Genomic DNA, 13,999 nt, shown 5'->3' with positions numbered 1-13,999 from the left:
TAAGGCCGTGGCGAAGGTCCGCGTCCGGTTCACCATCATCGGCGACACCGACGCCACCTTCACCGGCGGCGAGAGCGTCGCCACGACGGTCACCGACGGGCTCGGCACGGCCACCGCGCCCGCCCTCACGGCGGGTGAGAAGACCGGCGACTTCACCGTCCGCGTCACCGTCGTGGGCCGCATCATGGCCGGCCTCGACTACACCGCCACCGTCACCGCCCGCCAGGCCGACACCCTGGCCCGCACCACCGACACCCCGCTGACCTGCGTGCCGGGCGGCGAGTTCGCCGACCAGGTCGAGGTGAAGGCCACCTACAAGGGCGCCGCGGCGGGCAAGGTCGCCGCGACCGCGACCCTGATCAAGTCCGCCGACGACACGGGCGAGAACGACAAGGGCCCCTTCTTCAAGGACGCGGACGGCAAGACCGTACGCACGCTCACCACCCTGACCACCGACGCCGACGGCCGGCTCGTGCTGCCGAAGCTGTACGCCGACGACACCACCGGCACCTTCCTGCTCCGCGTCACCACCACGGGCGGGGCGACCCTGACCGTCGAACTGACGGTGGCCACCGCGCCCGCCACCGCCACTCCCACCGCCCCCTAGCTAGGCGCGGCGGCTGCCCCGCAGATGTGCGCGTAGTACCGCACGCAACTGCGGAAGCGGGGTACAGGCACCGAGCATCTTGAGGAACTCCGGGACCGTCCAGCGGATCAGGGCGCCTTGGCGGGCGAGATAGAAGCCGACCTCGCGGATGTCGTAGCGGTCGTCGTAGTCGAGGAGGAGGTACCCGGTCAGCTGCTGTACCTCGTCCCGTCCGAGGCGGTGGGGCCGGGTGACGGCTTTGCAGTCGATGAGGAGACCGTCGGTGATGAAGTCTGCGTCGGCCTTCACGTCGGCGCTTCCTGCGAAGATCGGCCCGCATAGGCGCTGCTCGGTCGGCAGGCCTCGCAGCGGGGCGAAGGGCTGTTCTGCGAGCTTCATCTGCTCGTCGATGTCGTCGAGGACGTAGCTCGGCACGGCGCTAATCACGCTCGTGACGGTGGTGTGCTCGTCGACCTGGGCGAGGAGGTTGCGCTTGCGGGGGAAGGAGCCGTTTCGGTAGACGGCTTCGAAGAAGCCGGTGACGAAGCACAGCCTGGTCAGTTCGTCGTCGTCGAGTTGTCGGGAAGCGTCTGTCAGGTGGGCGTGGAGGCGGCCCAGGACGCTGGTTCCGATCGTGTGGAGATTGGCGCGCACTGCGGGGGCAGGTGCTCCGTCGATGGGCGGGTCGCTGCCGATCAGTTCGACGCCGGCGATTGCTGCGGGCCCTGGGTCGGAGCCGAGGCTCAGGCGCAGGGTCAAGGTGCTGCGCCGCGTGCTCATGCACCGCGCGATTTGAGGCGGCGGCGGGTCTCACGGACGAGTTGGCGGGCGCGTCCTGCGGTCAGGACTGACCGCAGGGGGGCTAGGGGGCGCAGGGGTGTGTCGAGCAGGCGGGGGTCGAGGTACGGAACCCAGCCGGTGGCGCGCGGGTGGTAGTGGGGCGGGCCGAGGCAGATGCGCTTGGTGATCACCCACCGGGTCTCCGGTCCACTGTTGGGACGGGTGGCATGAAGGTGGTCGCCTGCGAAAAGCAGCAGGTCACCTGGGCTGAGCTGAATTTCCACCGGTTCACCGACCGTCTGGTCGGGGAGCAGCCGCACCCCATCGTGGAGCAGAGGGCGCCGATATGCCTCGGGCCAAATGAACAGGCCGTTGTCCCGGCGGACCCGGCTGAGGGCCATCCAGAGGTTGACGGAATTGACGGCCGTGTTGAACCACGAGTCCACGTGGGCGCCGGTCGGGATCATGAAGCCGGTGTACTCACCCAGTTCTTCTTCCCGGCCGTGGACGGTGGTCCGTGGGGGCATGATCCGCACACCCAAGTGGTCGCTGACGTACAGCTGACGGCTCTGCGGCGGGAGCATGTCGGCGAAGCGCAGCAGCAGCTGACGTGCGGCGGGCCTGAGGCGACGGTCCAGGTCGTCGCGGACGGCGCGTAACTGATCGACCTCGGCGACGGTGTGGATGTGCTCCAGCCCTCGCTCCGACAACTGCTCGGCGGCTTCCGGCGAGACGGCGGAGGCGACGGCCGTAAGTGCCGCCCGGGTCCATGACTCCGTGGGGGTGAGCTGTGCCAGACCGTTCCGGACGACCATCATCCGGCCGTCGAGGACATGGCGGAGATCGAGCTCGTCAGGGGAGCGGTGTGAGGTCACGGCGGGCAAGCTGATTCTCCCCTACTTAAGGCGGGCGGTTTGAAAGCACGGAGAGAGAAGGACAAAGGCATGGACGGCAGACCGTCCGGCAATCGCCACCAGTTGTCGTCGTGCTCCACCATGCAGGGAAGCATCCGCCAGGCCACGAAGGGCCATTCGTGAAGGAATTCGATCGTCAGTCCTGCGGACGCCAGGGCGCTCACGATCTCGCCGAGTGAGTGTCCCCACGCGTACTCGACTCCGGGCATCTCCCGGCCGGGTACCGCTGTCGGGCTGCGGTACTCGAAGGCAAGAGGCTCCGGCTCACCGAAATACGAGTAGCGGAGCCTCAACTCGGGTTTGTCGAGGTGATTGTCGAGCATCCAGGCCGCGGGGTGGGACTCGAAGACGTAGACGAATCCGCCCGGTGCGATGAAGTGTGCGACGACCTCGGCCCAGCGGCGCAGATCTGGCAGCCAGCCGAGCACACCGTGGGAGGTGTACACGATGTCGAAATGGCCGTCCAGATGGGTGGGCAGCGCCAGGACATCCGCTTCCACGAAGACCGCCGACGGGTCGATGTCGGCGGCCAGGGAACGCGCCGTCGTCACGCCCTCGGCGGCGAAGTCGACACCGGTCACCCGGGCACCCAGCCGCGCCCAGGAGAGTGTGTCGACGCCGACGTGGCACTGCAGGTGCAGCAGCGAGCGGCCGCGCACCTCGCCGACCTCGGCACGCTCAAGCGCGCGTATGCGTGAACCGCCGGCCCGGAAGCCGGTCAGGTCGTACTGGGCCGACGCGGCCTTCAACGGCGTCCACTGTTGCCACAGTTCGCGATTGTTACGCAGGTATGCCTCTGGGTCGCGAGGCCCGCCGGACAGGTCTGCCGCGCTCACGCCGGCAGCTCGTACACGCTGACGTGGTAGCTGCTGCTGTCGGTGAACGGGACGCCGGACCAGCCGCCGAACCGTTCGCGCAGTTGCAGGCCGGCCGTGGCGGCCATCAGGTCCAGTTCGCCGGTGGAGGCGTAGCGGAATGCCACCCGGACGTGCCGGACGCTGCCGTTGTCGACGACCTTGTAGTCGGAGGTGTAGCGCTGGGTCGCCGGGTGGATCCGGCGGATACGCGTGACCGGGTCACCGCTGACTGTCTGGACGGACTGGGCACCGGTCCCGGCTCCGGCGGCCAGGGCTTCCGGAAGATGCGCGTCCAGGACGAAGAGCCCGCCAGGGAGCAACCGTGCCGCGGCCCGTGTCAGGCAGCGAATCTGCGCTTCCTGGGAGGGCAGCTCGAAGAACGTGCCGTTGACCACGTAGATCACTCCGAACCGGCCTTCGTGGTCCACCTCGGAGAAGTCGCCGATGCTGATGGCGAGTTCGGCACCTCCGGGTTTGGCGCGGAGCTGTTCGACCATGGCCTTCGCGGCATCGACACCGTGGAGGTCGTGCCCGAGCGAGGCGAGCGGAAGGGCTATTCGCCCCGTGCCGATGCCGAGTTCGAGCAGCGGTCCGTCCGGTGCGGTCGCCGCCAGCCGGTTCAGCAGGGCCACGGTGGCGTCGGTGGTGGCGGTCGGTGGGGTGAACCAGTCGTCGTAGTGGTCGGCCAGGTCCACGGCGTAGTCGGGAGTCGGTGGCATGCTGCTCCTGTGTGTGAGGGGTTCAGCCGAAGGGGTGCGGCGGAACGCGTGAACCGGGGGAAGAGGCGGACGGCAGCGGCAGGGCGCCGGGGGCGATCAGTCGGACGACGGCCGTGTCGGAGGCGGCGAACGCAGCGGGGGTTGTATCGACGGCGATGACGTCCTGACCGGTGTGCTCGGCGAGCAGGCGTACAGGGTCCACCGGCCCCTGCCTCGTCGGGTGCCGGTCTGCCGTGGTGTGTGGCAGCCAGCGCGCCAGCGCGTCCTGACCGCCGAGATACGTCCACACGGCGTGCTCAACCGCGGAGACCGGCGTATCACCCGGTATGGACCGTCGGCGGACACGCCGAGCCGCCGACGTGCTCATGCTCCAGCGCACCATGAGCGCCTCGTGGGCCGCGCGGGCGATGAGCTCTGCATCCTGCCCGGGCGGGCCGCAGCGAGCACCGAAGGTCTGCTCATTGTGGTTGGGGGTGTGCAGGCAGACCGCGACGGCGTGGGAGCCGGGCGCGGGCAGGGTGAAGGCGGTCGCCCGCAGTGCGAGGTGCTCGCACACGCGGCGCAGGGGGAGGGGGAGTTCGTTGTGTACGGGACGATGGTGGGGTGGATGCCGCGCCGGGTCCTGCCAGCTCAGGCGGAGCAGATCGCGTTCGAGTGTCTCCCATGCGGCGTGTTCGACCGCGGTGCGCTGGTCGGGGTGGGCCGCGAGACCCGTGGAGCCGGCTCGGTCCGGCGCTGCGCAGCCCGTGGGTGGACGGTGCTGCAGGAAGGCCAGACCTGCCGGAACCAGTACTTCCGAACCGGAGAGCAGGGATCGCCCGGTGACCCAGAGCTGGCGCACGGTCCGGGTGGCCGGCCCGGACCAGGGCGCCGGGTCGAGGGCGGGAGCGCCCCGACGGACCAGTTCGGCGTGATCGGCGAGGAGAGCGCAGGATTCCTCGGCGGCGCGGGCCGCCAGCACGTTGCCCAGTCGCTCCAGCAACTCGCCGCGGGCCCGTACGGCGACGTCGTCGGGGTCCGCCCCCGAAGCGCTGCCTATCAGGACGTGGTCGCCGCCGGCGCTGTCCGTGGCGGCGAACAGCGTGCTGCGGGCGGCGACCCGCCCGAAGAGCACCTCGGGCTCGACGGGGAACGGCGCGAAGACCTGAGGCTTCCATGTGGTGGGCAAGGAGAGGGCTGCGGGCTGCGGCATGAGCGTGATTCCAAAGTGATGGGTCAGACGGTGGCGGTCCTCAGTAGGGCGGCACACTCCTCCAGAACGGTCAGCCCATGGTCGGTGAGCAGAGGTGAGCGTTCCCTCAGGGTGACCACCGCATGCTGGGCCCTCTCCACCAGCAGGCTCCGGCGGGCCTCCAGTGCGTCCGTGGCCGTGGTGTCGCCACGGAGGAGCAGCGCGTAGAGCACGCTGCTCCGGGCGAGGACGACCATTTGCTGGAACAACCCTGCCACGGGCCGGGGATCGGCGCGCAGGGGCGTCCGGACGAGATGCGCGGAGCCCGCGGCCGGGGTGAGGAACGGAGTGCTCAGCTGGGCGGCGTTGCACCGGGTGTGGGTGCCCTCGTGCACCAGTGCCTCCGCGCACCGCACCGGCCCGGGCAGACCGCGTGGGCTGGTGCGCAGCCGTGACCGGTTCACATAGATCGCACCGTGAGTGGCGAAGTCGGTGAAGCCGTCGATCGCCGGGCCCTCCAAGAGAGCCACTTGCGCGACACCGATACGCAGTTCGGCCAGCATCTGCGGCCAGGTGGCCGCCAGTCGCGCGACGCTCTCATCGAGCACGGCCCGGTCCGGCCGCTGCCAGGACGCCACTCGGGAGCCGCCGGTGGCGTCGGTTCCGGTTGGCAGTGCGGCCAGGGCGCGGGTCACGGAGCGGATGAGGTGGGGGGACGGCTCCGCGGGCGCCAGGCTCTCGCGGGCCTTCGTGCCACGCACTCTTCGCAAGGCCGTCGGGGGCGGGAGTCCTGGATCCGTCTGAAAGGCGAACGCGGCCGCCACCAGGGCAGGATGGGCCTTCGGCGGTGCGGGGAGCCCGGCCGCCGTCAGGACGGAACAGACCACTCGATGGACCCCTCCCTCATCTCGCACCGCCTCGCGTGTGTCGGGTGCTACCCGCAGCACCTGGTCACCTCCACGCGTTCACTCTCCCTCTCGGGGGTCAGGATCCGGTGCCGTGGCCGGCAGGGTCCGTCCTTCGGTGAGCAGCGCCCCGCGCGTGCGCCGGGCGGCCGGAAGCCTGTGCGGCGGAACCGCCGGGCTGTGGGCCGGTGCGGCGGCCGTGCGGGGGCTTCGACGGAACGGACCCCGCCGGCAGGAGCACCGGCACAACAGGCAGGTGCGACCTGTCCGGACCGCTCAGTCCTGGTCCGGAATGTCGATCATGAGCGCGTACTCGGGGAGCTCTTCGGTGACCTGCTCGATGTCCTCGTTCTCCACGATGTCCTCCATGGCTGGTCTCGGGCCCGGTGGGAGCGCCGGATGACGCTCCGCTCAGAAGTACCGCACGGCAGGACGGCCCACCATCGGCGGCGGGACGGCCGGTGCGGGAACCGGACAGCCTTGGGTTTCTGTGCTCCGGCCCACCCACAACATCATGGAACAGGCGAACGGTGGTCCGGTGACCGGCCCTTGATGATGCGGATGTGACGCGTGGGGCGGCTGGCACCCTGACGGCCCGTGAGATCTGGCCGACAAGGGTGCGGCCGGGCCCGGCCGTGCGCTGCTGTGCGCCCCTGTGTGCCCCTGTGTGCCACGGACGCCCGGCGGGGAGCGGTTGTGCCCCGAGACCCGGCTGCAGAGCATGGGTGTCCCCCACCAGTACCCCGGAGGCCCATCCAGCCATGCGGATCGCCTATCTGCACTCCGGCAGCATCCCCTCCGTCTACGCCAACGGCGTGCACGTCATGCGGATGTGTGATGCCTTCACCGACGCGGGACACGAGGTCGTCCTCTACGCGTTGCCGGGGACCGTGCCCGCCGGTGACGCACACCGTTACTACGGCACCCGCAACCGTTTCGAGGTGCGGAGCATCGCTCAGCCCGCGCTGCTGGGCCTGGGCGTATGGATCCGTGCCTGGCGGATCCGTGCCGACCTGCGCCGGCGAGGCACCCCCGACCTGCTGTACGGACGAGACCTGCGCGCCCTGCTCGTCTCGTCCGGCCTGACCCCTCTGGTGTACGAGACCCATCTGATGTGGTCGGAGCGGATCGTCCGGAGGATCGAAGGCGTCCTGTTCCGCAGAAGGAACCTGCGCCGCGTGGTGTTTGTGTCCCAGGCGCTCGCCGACGACTACCGTCGCGCCTTCCCGGAGCTCGACTCGTCGCGGTGGGCCGATCTGGTGACGGCTCATGACTGTGCCGACCCTGCCCCGGCCGACGGACCGGTGGCAGACCTGCCGGGCCGCCCGGAGGCACCGAAAATCGGCTACGTCGGTCATCTGTACCCCGGCCGCGGCATCGACGTCATTCTCGAACTCGCCGCACGCGTACCCGAGGCCGACTTCCATCTGGTCGGCGGCACCACAGCCGACCGCGAGCACTGGCAGAGCTGCTGCACACGCTCCAACGTGTACTTCCACGGGCATCTCCCGCCCGCCGAGCTGGCCCCCTACCAGCGGGCGTTCGACATGGTCCTGGCGCCTTACCAGCGCAGGACGTTCTGCGCCGGAGGCGTGGGCGAGATCAGCCGTTGGGTATCGCCGATGAAGCTGTTCGAGTACATGTCCCACGGCAAGGCCATCATCGCCTCGGACCTGCCCGTACTGCGGGAGATCCTGACGGACGGAGCCAACTGCCTGCTCTGCCCGCCGGACTCCACCGAGGCCTGGGCGGCCGCGGTCAAGAGGCTCGTCGGCGATCCGCACCTGCGCGACACCCTGGGCGGCGAGGCGCGGCGGCAGCTCCATGAGCGGCATACCTGGCGGATCCGGGCCGACCGGGTGCTGCCCGAGCCCGGCGACACAACCGGGACGCGCTGATGCGGGCCGTGGTGACCGGCGCCGCCGGCTTCATCGGCTCCCACCTCTGCGCTCACCTGCTGGCGGCCGGTGACAGCGTCCTTGGTATCGACTCGCTCACCGACTACTACGACCGGGCACTCAAGGAACGAAACCTGCGCGAACTGACCCCGCATCCGTCCTTCGCCTTCCACCGCGTGGACCTGCTGGAAACCCCTCTCGAAGCCCTCATCGACGGAGCGGACGTCGTCTACCACCTGGCCGGGCAACCAGGCGTACGGTCGTCCTGGGGAGAGGACTTCGAGCTGTACGCCCGTCGCAACGTGCTGGCCTCGCAAAGGCTTCTGGAAGCGGTGCGGGACCGGCCGTTGCGCAAGTTCATCTACGCCTCCAGCTCCTCCGTGTACGGCGACGCCCCGGTCTTTCCCACGGGCGAGTCGGTGTGCCCCCGGCCGCTCACACCGTACGGCGTGACCAAACTGGCGGCAGAACATCTGTGCGAGATCTACCGGATCGCCTTCAGCCTGCCCGCGGTGTCACTGCGCCTGTTCAGTGTGTACGGCCCACGGCAACGGCCCGACATGGCCCTGGCCCGGCTGATCGGAGCAGCCCTGACCGGAGAACCATTCCCGCTCTACGGCAACGGCGAGCAGACCCGCGACTTCACCTATGTGCACGATGTCGTCACCGCGATGCGGGACGCGGCCGGCTCCTCTTTCACAGGAGTGGCCAACCTGGGCGGTGATGCCCCGGTGTCCATGAAGCACATCATCGCGGCCGTCGAGCGCCTCGTCGGCCCGGTGAACCTGGATCCGCGGCCCAGCGGCCGCGGCGAGGCCCGGCACACCGGAGCCGACATCGCCCTGGCGGCGCGGGCGTTCGGATACCGGCCCCGCACGGAGCTGGACGACGGCCTGGCCGCAATGGCCGACCAGACCGTCATCGATCTGGCGCACCTGCCCGAGGCCCGAATTGCTGGCCCTCGAGCCCCGGCCGACTCCACCGGCACTCCGACGCACGCGGAAGAAGGATGAACGAAACTCCGTACGCCAGCTCCGGGCGCCCGCCGCTATGGCGGCACCGCTATTCAACTCTCCCTATAGAGGCGCCACTTGACCGACAGGATTCCCTCCCTATCGCCGCACCGCGCCCATCCTCGGCCCAAGGTATTCGGTATCGGCCTCTCGCGCACCGGCACCCGCTCGCTCACCGCCGCGCTGCGCACCCTCGGCTTCGACATCGTGCATTACCCCTCCGACCCCGCCACCTACCAGACCCTGCTCGCCGGCACCGGGCACTTTCCGCTGCTTGCGGACCATGACGGAATCACCGACATCAGCGTGGTTCCGTACTACGAGGAACTCGATCTCGCCTGGCCCGGCGCCAAGTTCATCCTGACGGTCAGGGAGGAGCAGGGCTGGCTGCGCTCGTGCGCGACGCACTGGGTACGGCCGGTGGACAGCAAAACCGACCACGGCGAAGGGTATCCGGACATGCAGCGCTTCCTGCGCGCGGCCGTCTACGGATGTCACGAATTCAACCCGGAACGCTTCGCCCGCGTCCACCGCCGCCACGTCGAACAGGTGCTGCGCCACTTCGTGGGCCGGGACGACGACCTGCTCGTCCTGGACATCGCCGGGGGCGAGGGCTACGAACGGCTGGCCCCCTTCCTGGGCATGAAGATCCCCGACCGCCCCTTCCCGAACGTCAACCGGCCCGCGCCCACCCCGGACCGGCCGTGACCGGTGCGATCCGCATCCTTCCCGGCGACTGGTCACCACCCGCAGGGCGGCCGGTCGAACTGGTACTCCGCACGGTCGGCGAGCGCACCACCCGCCTTGCTCTCGGCCTCGCGATCCGGCACATCCGCCCACGCCGGGTCCACATCGCCAAGAACATCCGGCCGCTCGCCCGCGCCGTGGACCGCCAGGTACACATCGACCACGGCGACGCCTCGCACATCGTCCACGTCGACGCCGACTGCCTGATTCTCGAGGACATGAGGCCTTTTCTCGACGCCAACGACCTGGCGTACGTCGACTGCTTCGTACACGACCGGTTCCGCGGCCGGGTCCACTGCGGGGTGCACATCACCCGAGCCGACCTGGTCCGGGCCATGCGGGAGGTGGACGTCGGCGCGGAGTCACCAGCGGCGGGGCGCGGGCCGATGCTGCGGCCCGAGGCCTTCCGAAGGCACCTCGCCCGACGTGGTCTCCAGCCCGATGTGCAGCTGAAAGGCTTCCACATCCTGCACGACCACTTCCAGCACTACCACGACCTCTTCGCCAAGTACGCCCTACGCGAGGTGCGCAGCCGTACCGAAAGCGGACGCGCGGTGCTGGAGTCGGCCCTGCTGCGCTGGGGAGACGACCTGGACTTCGCGGTGGCCAGAAGGGCGATACTGCACAGCCGCTCGGTAGTACCCGCCGATGTCACCCCGCACGCTCTGGGCCGGTATCTCGACGGCCTGCCCGAACTGGCGGCCCGCGTAGTCGGGGAGCTGCGCCTGCCCGATCGTCCTCGGCTGACCATGGCCGAGGTCCGGAAGACCGTGGCCTGCGCCCCGCAGACCCTTGGCCGCGCCGCGGACCGGCCCAAAGTGTTCTCCCTCGGCCTGCCCGGTACGGCGACCCGGACCCTGGTCGAGGCCCTCCACGGGCTCGGTTTCGACCTCGCCCACTACCCGCTGGGCGCGGCCGACCTGGCGGCCCTGCGCCGCCGCGACGGTGACTTTCCCGCGCTGCGGCACTACGACGGCCTGACGAGCGTCTTCGCGCTCGCATCCCTGACAGAACTGGACGCGCAGCATCCGGGGGCGCGGTTCGTCGTCACCGTACGGGAGACGGAGAGCTGGCTGCGTGTGGTGGAGCGGCTCTGGAACACCGGCTGGCCGCCGGGAGCGCCGACGGCCGAGCGGGCCGCCCACAGGGAGGCGGCGTATCTGTTCCGTACACGGATCTGCGGAGGGGAGACCTTCGACCGGGTTCGAATGGCTCGGGTTTATGAGGAACAACTCATCCGCGTACAGAACCATTTCGCTCGACGCCCCCGAGATCTGCTGACACTCGACATCTGCGCAGGCGAGGGCTGGGAGAAGCTCGCCCCCTTTCTCGGCCGACCGATTCCACCGGGACCGTTCCCAAGAGTGTGAAACCCTCCACCCCACCGTCATCCGCACGTGGGGTTTCCGCATCCAAGGAGGTGCGGCCCGGAGCGGTGTCACTGTCCGGCACCGTGAGTGACGGCAGGATGACCCGGGTGCCGACCCATGTTCCCCCCACCTCCGCTCAACAGCCCCAACTGCGCCTCGGCTGGGACGACCCGCATCACGACCATGTCGTGGCAGCAAGCCTGCCGCAGATGGCGGCTCGTCTTCCCACCATGATCGCCGCCGCCGCCCGGTTGAGCTGGGCCGCCGACCGGTGGGCGGTCTTCCAACTGCTGGTGGCCCAGCTCCTCGCGGCTGTCGCCGCCGCGGTGGTCCTGGCCGCGACTGCCCAGGTGATCGGAGCCCTGGTCGGGCAGGGCCAGACCACCGAGCGGCTGCATGCCGCGGTGCCGGCTCTGCTCACCGCGGCGGGGGCCGCCGCGAGCCGGGCGGCGGCGGACGCGGTCTCCCAGTACGCGGCAGTGAAACTGGGACCGGAGGTGACCGCGCTCGCCGAGGAACACATCCTCGCCAGAACCCCGGAGGTCGAGCTGACCGCGTACGACCAACCGGAGTTCAACGACTCGCTCCAGGCCGCCGGGCTGGGGGCGATGGCCACGCAGGACCTGATTGCCGACGCGCAGCAATTGGTCTCCGCGGTGGCCCAGCTGACGGCCGCGGCGACCGTCCTCACCCTGCTGAACCCCCTGCTGTTGCCGCTGCTGGTCCTCGCGATGTTCCCCAAGGGGGCCGCCGCTCTGGGCGCAGCTCGTATCGCCCACCACACTGCTCACACCAGCCTCGCCGACAACCGACTGCGCTACATCCTGCGCCAGCACAGCACGGACCGCCGGACGGCCGCCGAAGTCAGGGCCGGCACCATGGCCGCGTTCTTGCGCCAGTGGTACGCCCAAGTCGCCACGCGGATCAGAACCAGGCACCGGGCGGCCGCGCCCCGGGTGCTGCTGGTGACGCTCGGCGGAGCGGCCGGGACCGGCGTCATGCTCACCCTCACCTGGCTCACCGTCGGGCTGCTGGCGGTGAGCGGCACCATCGCGCTCGCGGTCGCCGTCACGGCCGTGGTCGCGGTCCGCTCTTCCACCGGCGCGCTCAACTCCCTGGTGATGGCGGGCGCCCGACTGTTTCGCACCTCGCTCCACCTCCAGGACTGGCAGGATTTCCTGGCTCTCGCCGACACCCTGCGCGCCACGCGCGGACCGCTGGTGATCGATTCGGCCGGCCCCCAGGAGATCCGCGCCCACCGGGTGTCCTACCGTCACCCCGGCAGCCCAGCGGACCACTTTGCCGTCGACGAAGTCAGTCTGACCCTGCGCAGCGGTGAAGTCGTCGCCCTGGTGGGTGAGAACGGTTCCGGCAAGACCACACTCGCCCACCTTCTCACTGGCCTCTACCTGCCCACTCGTGGCACGGTCAGCTGGGACGGCATCGACCTGACCCAGGCCGATCCGCACTCGGTCTGGTCGCGGGTCGGTCTGGTGCCCCAGGACTACACCAAGTGGCCGATGGCCGCGAGGGAGAACATCACGCTCGGCCAGGCCCGCGGCGGGGACGACCTCGTGCACGCCGCCGCCCGCGAGGCCGGCGCGGACAGAGTGCTGGCCGAACTGCCGCACGGTCTCGACACACTGCTTGCCAAGTCGTTCTGGGGCGGGCACGATCTCTCGGGCGGCCAGTGGCAGCGCCTCGCTGTCGCACGCGCCTGCTACCGAGAGGCCAGCGTCCTGGTCCTCGACGAGCCTACGTCCGCGATGGATCCGCGTGCCGAACACCGGGTGATCAGCCGCTTCAAGACGCTGGCCGAAGGCCGGACCGCCGTGTTCGTCACGCACAACCTCACCAACACCCGCATCGCCGACCGCATCGTCGTACTGGCTGGGGGCAGGATCGCGGAGGAGGGAACGTTCGACGAACTCCTCGACCGAGGCGGGCTGTTCGCGGAACTGCACAAGCTGTCACAGGACCGGTGACCGGAGCCATCGCCCCCGTGCCGAGAGCCAGGGCGCGTTGTACCCGACAGGAGCAGACCGTGTAATGGCTACGGAGGTGCTGTGAAGTGACGAACAGTGGGCGGCGCAACAAGACGGTGGTCTTCATCTGCGGGGCAGGGCACTCCGGCACCACTCTGCTGGGGCTGATGCTGGGTGCGCATCCGGCGGTCTGCTTCGCCGGCGAGGCGTGGAACAGCACCCGCCTCGGCACCACCGACGCACACGGGCGGACCGTCGGCTGCAACTTCTGCGCCGACGGTTGTCCCGTGTGGGGCAGCCCGCTGCCGCCCCCCGGTCCCGACCTCTACGAGGTGCTGGCTCGGCGCTCCGGCCGCTCCTTCGCCGTGGACTCCACGAAAGCGGTCGGTTGGATCGATCAGCAGGCGGCACTGCTGCCCGGCGCCGTCCAACGACATCTGGTGATGCTGGCCCGTGACGGCCGGGCGGTGGTCAACTCCGGTCTGCGCAAGTACCCCGACGCCCGCCCCGCGGAGCTGGCCTCGGAGTGGGTCGCCCAGATCCGCCGGACAGAGGATCTTGCGGCGCGCTGGCCCGGCACCGTTAGCCGGTTGCACTACGAGGATCTCGCCACCCACACCAAAGACGTCCTGTCCCACCTGAGCGCGACGCTGGGTCTCTCCTTCCTTCCCGCAATGCTCGATTTTTGGGCCAGCGTCCAGCATCCGTTGGGTGGCAACGAGGGAACTCAGCACATTATGGCGCGGGAACGTGCCCTCCGGACCGCGGACCGGACCGTCGCCCTGGACCGGACCAAGCGCGCCTACTACCTCGGCCATCCACCCACGATCGTGCTGGACCTGCGCTGGCGTGAGGAGATGTCCGAGTCCGCCCTCCGCGCCTTCGACGCCATCGCGGGCGAGACCAACGCGCCCTACGCGCGCTGACCACTGTCGGGTCTCAGTCCTCCTCCAGCCAGCGCAGGCGGTCGGTGCTTCTTGACCAAAAACATATGGACCCCCGCATGATCGCTGATCCCGGCACGTATTACTGTGCGCATTCTGGCTGGTCAGAT

Annotated in this window: 12 protein-coding genes and 1 pseudogene; 7 read left to right on the top strand and 6 right to left on the bottom strand. The window is 69.7% G+C overall.

Features of this window, described 5'->3' with window-relative positions:
• Positions 1–607 (top strand): annotated as a pseudogene (locus N4G66_RS43970) (lytic transglycosylase); the annotation flags it as partial.
• On the opposite strand, the gene N4G66_RS43965 reads toward N4G66_RS43970, so the two are convergent.
• From N4G66_RS43965 to N4G66_RS43940, 6 genes are read right to left on the bottom strand one after another with little or no spacing between them, the layout of a single operon-like run.
• A complete protein-coding gene (locus tag N4G66_RS43965) occupies positions 608–1,366 on the bottom strand; it encodes a hypothetical protein (RefSeq protein WP_261709944.1) in 759 nt (252 codons plus the stop codon).
• Complete coding sequence (locus N4G66_RS43960) at positions 1,363–2,241, bottom strand: phytanoyl-CoA dioxygenase family protein (RefSeq protein WP_261709943.1); 879 nt, start codon at positions 2,239–2,241, stop codon at positions 1,363–1,365. Before N4G66_RS43960 ends, N4G66_RS43965 begins: the two co-directional genes overlap by 4 nt.
• On the bottom strand, positions 2,238–3,116 hold the full coding sequence (locus tag N4G66_RS43955; RefSeq protein WP_261709942.1) for a class I SAM-dependent methyltransferase: 879 nt from the start codon (positions 3,114–3,116) through the stop codon (positions 2,238–2,240). Before N4G66_RS43955 ends, N4G66_RS43960 begins: the two co-directional genes overlap by 4 nt.
• Complete coding sequence (locus N4G66_RS43950) at positions 3,113–3,856, bottom strand: class I SAM-dependent DNA methyltransferase (RefSeq protein WP_261709941.1); 744 nt, start codon at positions 3,854–3,856, stop codon at positions 3,113–3,115. Before N4G66_RS43950 ends, N4G66_RS43955 begins: the two co-directional genes overlap by 4 nt.
• Positions 3,857–3,878: 22 nt before the next feature.
• Positions 3,879–5,048 carry a YcaO-like family protein gene (locus tag N4G66_RS43945; RefSeq protein WP_261709940.1) on the bottom strand — a complete coding sequence of 390 codons (1,170 nt, stop codon included), beginning with the start codon at positions 5,046–5,048 and terminating at the stop codon, positions 3,879–3,881.
• 23 nt (positions 5,049–5,071) lie between these two features.
• Complete coding sequence (locus N4G66_RS43940; RefSeq protein ID WP_261709939.1) at positions 5,072–5,788, bottom strand: aKG-HExxH-type peptide beta-hydroxylase; 717 nt, start codon at positions 5,786–5,788, stop codon at positions 5,072–5,074.
• 869 nt (positions 5,789–6,657) lie between these two features.
• On the opposite strand from N4G66_RS43940, the gene N4G66_RS43935 reads away from it, so the two are divergent.
• The 6 genes from N4G66_RS43935 to N4G66_RS43910 all read left to right on the top strand — a co-directional run bounded on the left by N4G66_RS43935 (position 6,658) and on the right by N4G66_RS43910 (position 13,871).
• The gene (locus tag N4G66_RS43935; protein ID WP_261709938.1) at positions 6,658–7,830 is read left to right on the top strand and encodes a glycosyltransferase family 4 protein; all 1,173 of its coding nucleotides are present in this window, start codon (positions 6,658–6,660) and stop codon (positions 7,828–7,830) included.
• Positions 7,830–8,843: an NAD-dependent epimerase/dehydratase family protein gene (locus tag N4G66_RS43930; RefSeq protein ID WP_261709937.1), complete on the top strand. Its 1,014-nt coding sequence runs from the start codon at positions 7,830–7,832 to the stop codon at positions 8,841–8,843. The genes N4G66_RS43935 and N4G66_RS43930 overlap by 1 nt, the downstream gene beginning before the upstream one ends.
• Positions 8,844–8,921: 78 nt before the next feature.
• Entirely contained in the window at positions 8,922–9,551 is a 630-nt protein-coding gene (locus N4G66_RS43925) for a sulfotransferase family protein (RefSeq protein WP_261709936.1), read from the top strand.
• Positions 9,548–10,960, top strand: coding sequence for a sulfotransferase (locus N4G66_RS43920; RefSeq protein WP_261709935.1), 1,413 nt, complete (start codon positions 9,548–9,550; stop codon positions 10,958–10,960). The genes N4G66_RS43925 and N4G66_RS43920 overlap by 4 nt, the downstream gene beginning before the upstream one ends.
• A gap of 83 nt (positions 10,961–11,043) precedes the next feature.
• A complete protein-coding gene (locus N4G66_RS43915) occupies positions 11,044–12,945 on the top strand; it encodes an ABC transporter ATP-binding protein (protein ID WP_261709934.1) in 1,902 nt (633 codons plus the stop codon).
• A gap of 86 nt (positions 12,946–13,031) precedes the next feature.
• Positions 13,032–13,871, top strand: coding sequence for a sulfotransferase family protein (locus N4G66_RS43910; RefSeq protein ID WP_261709933.1), 840 nt, complete (start codon positions 13,032–13,034; stop codon positions 13,869–13,871).
• Positions 13,872–13,999 lie beyond the last annotated feature (128 nt).

Source organism: Streptomyces rhizosphaerihabitans (assembly GCF_025399795.1).
Lineage (GTDB): Bacteria > Actinomycetota > Actinomycetes > Streptomycetales > Streptomycetaceae > Streptomyces > Streptomyces rhizosphaerihabitans.
Note: the sequence above shows the minus strand (reverse complement) of the source record. Positions and strands in the feature narration are given on the sequence as shown.

Bases quoted from the DNA above. Each gene is read 5' to 3' on its own strand.
- N4G66_RS43965 (WP_261709944.1), bottom strand. From the start codon at position 1,366: ATGAGCACGCGGCGCAGCACCTTGACCCTGCGCCTGAGCCTCGGCTCC.
- N4G66_RS43930 (WP_261709937.1), top strand. From the start codon at position 7,830: ATGCGGGCCGTGGTGACCGGCGCCGCCGGCTTCATCGGCTCCCACCTC.
- N4G66_RS43945 (WP_261709940.1), bottom strand. From the start codon at position 5,048: ATGCCGCAGCCCGCAGCCCTCTCCTTGCCCACCACATGGAAGCCTCAG.
- N4G66_RS43950 (WP_261709941.1), bottom strand. From the start codon at position 3,856: ATGCCACCGACTCCCGACTACGCCGTGGACCTGGCCGACCACTACGAC.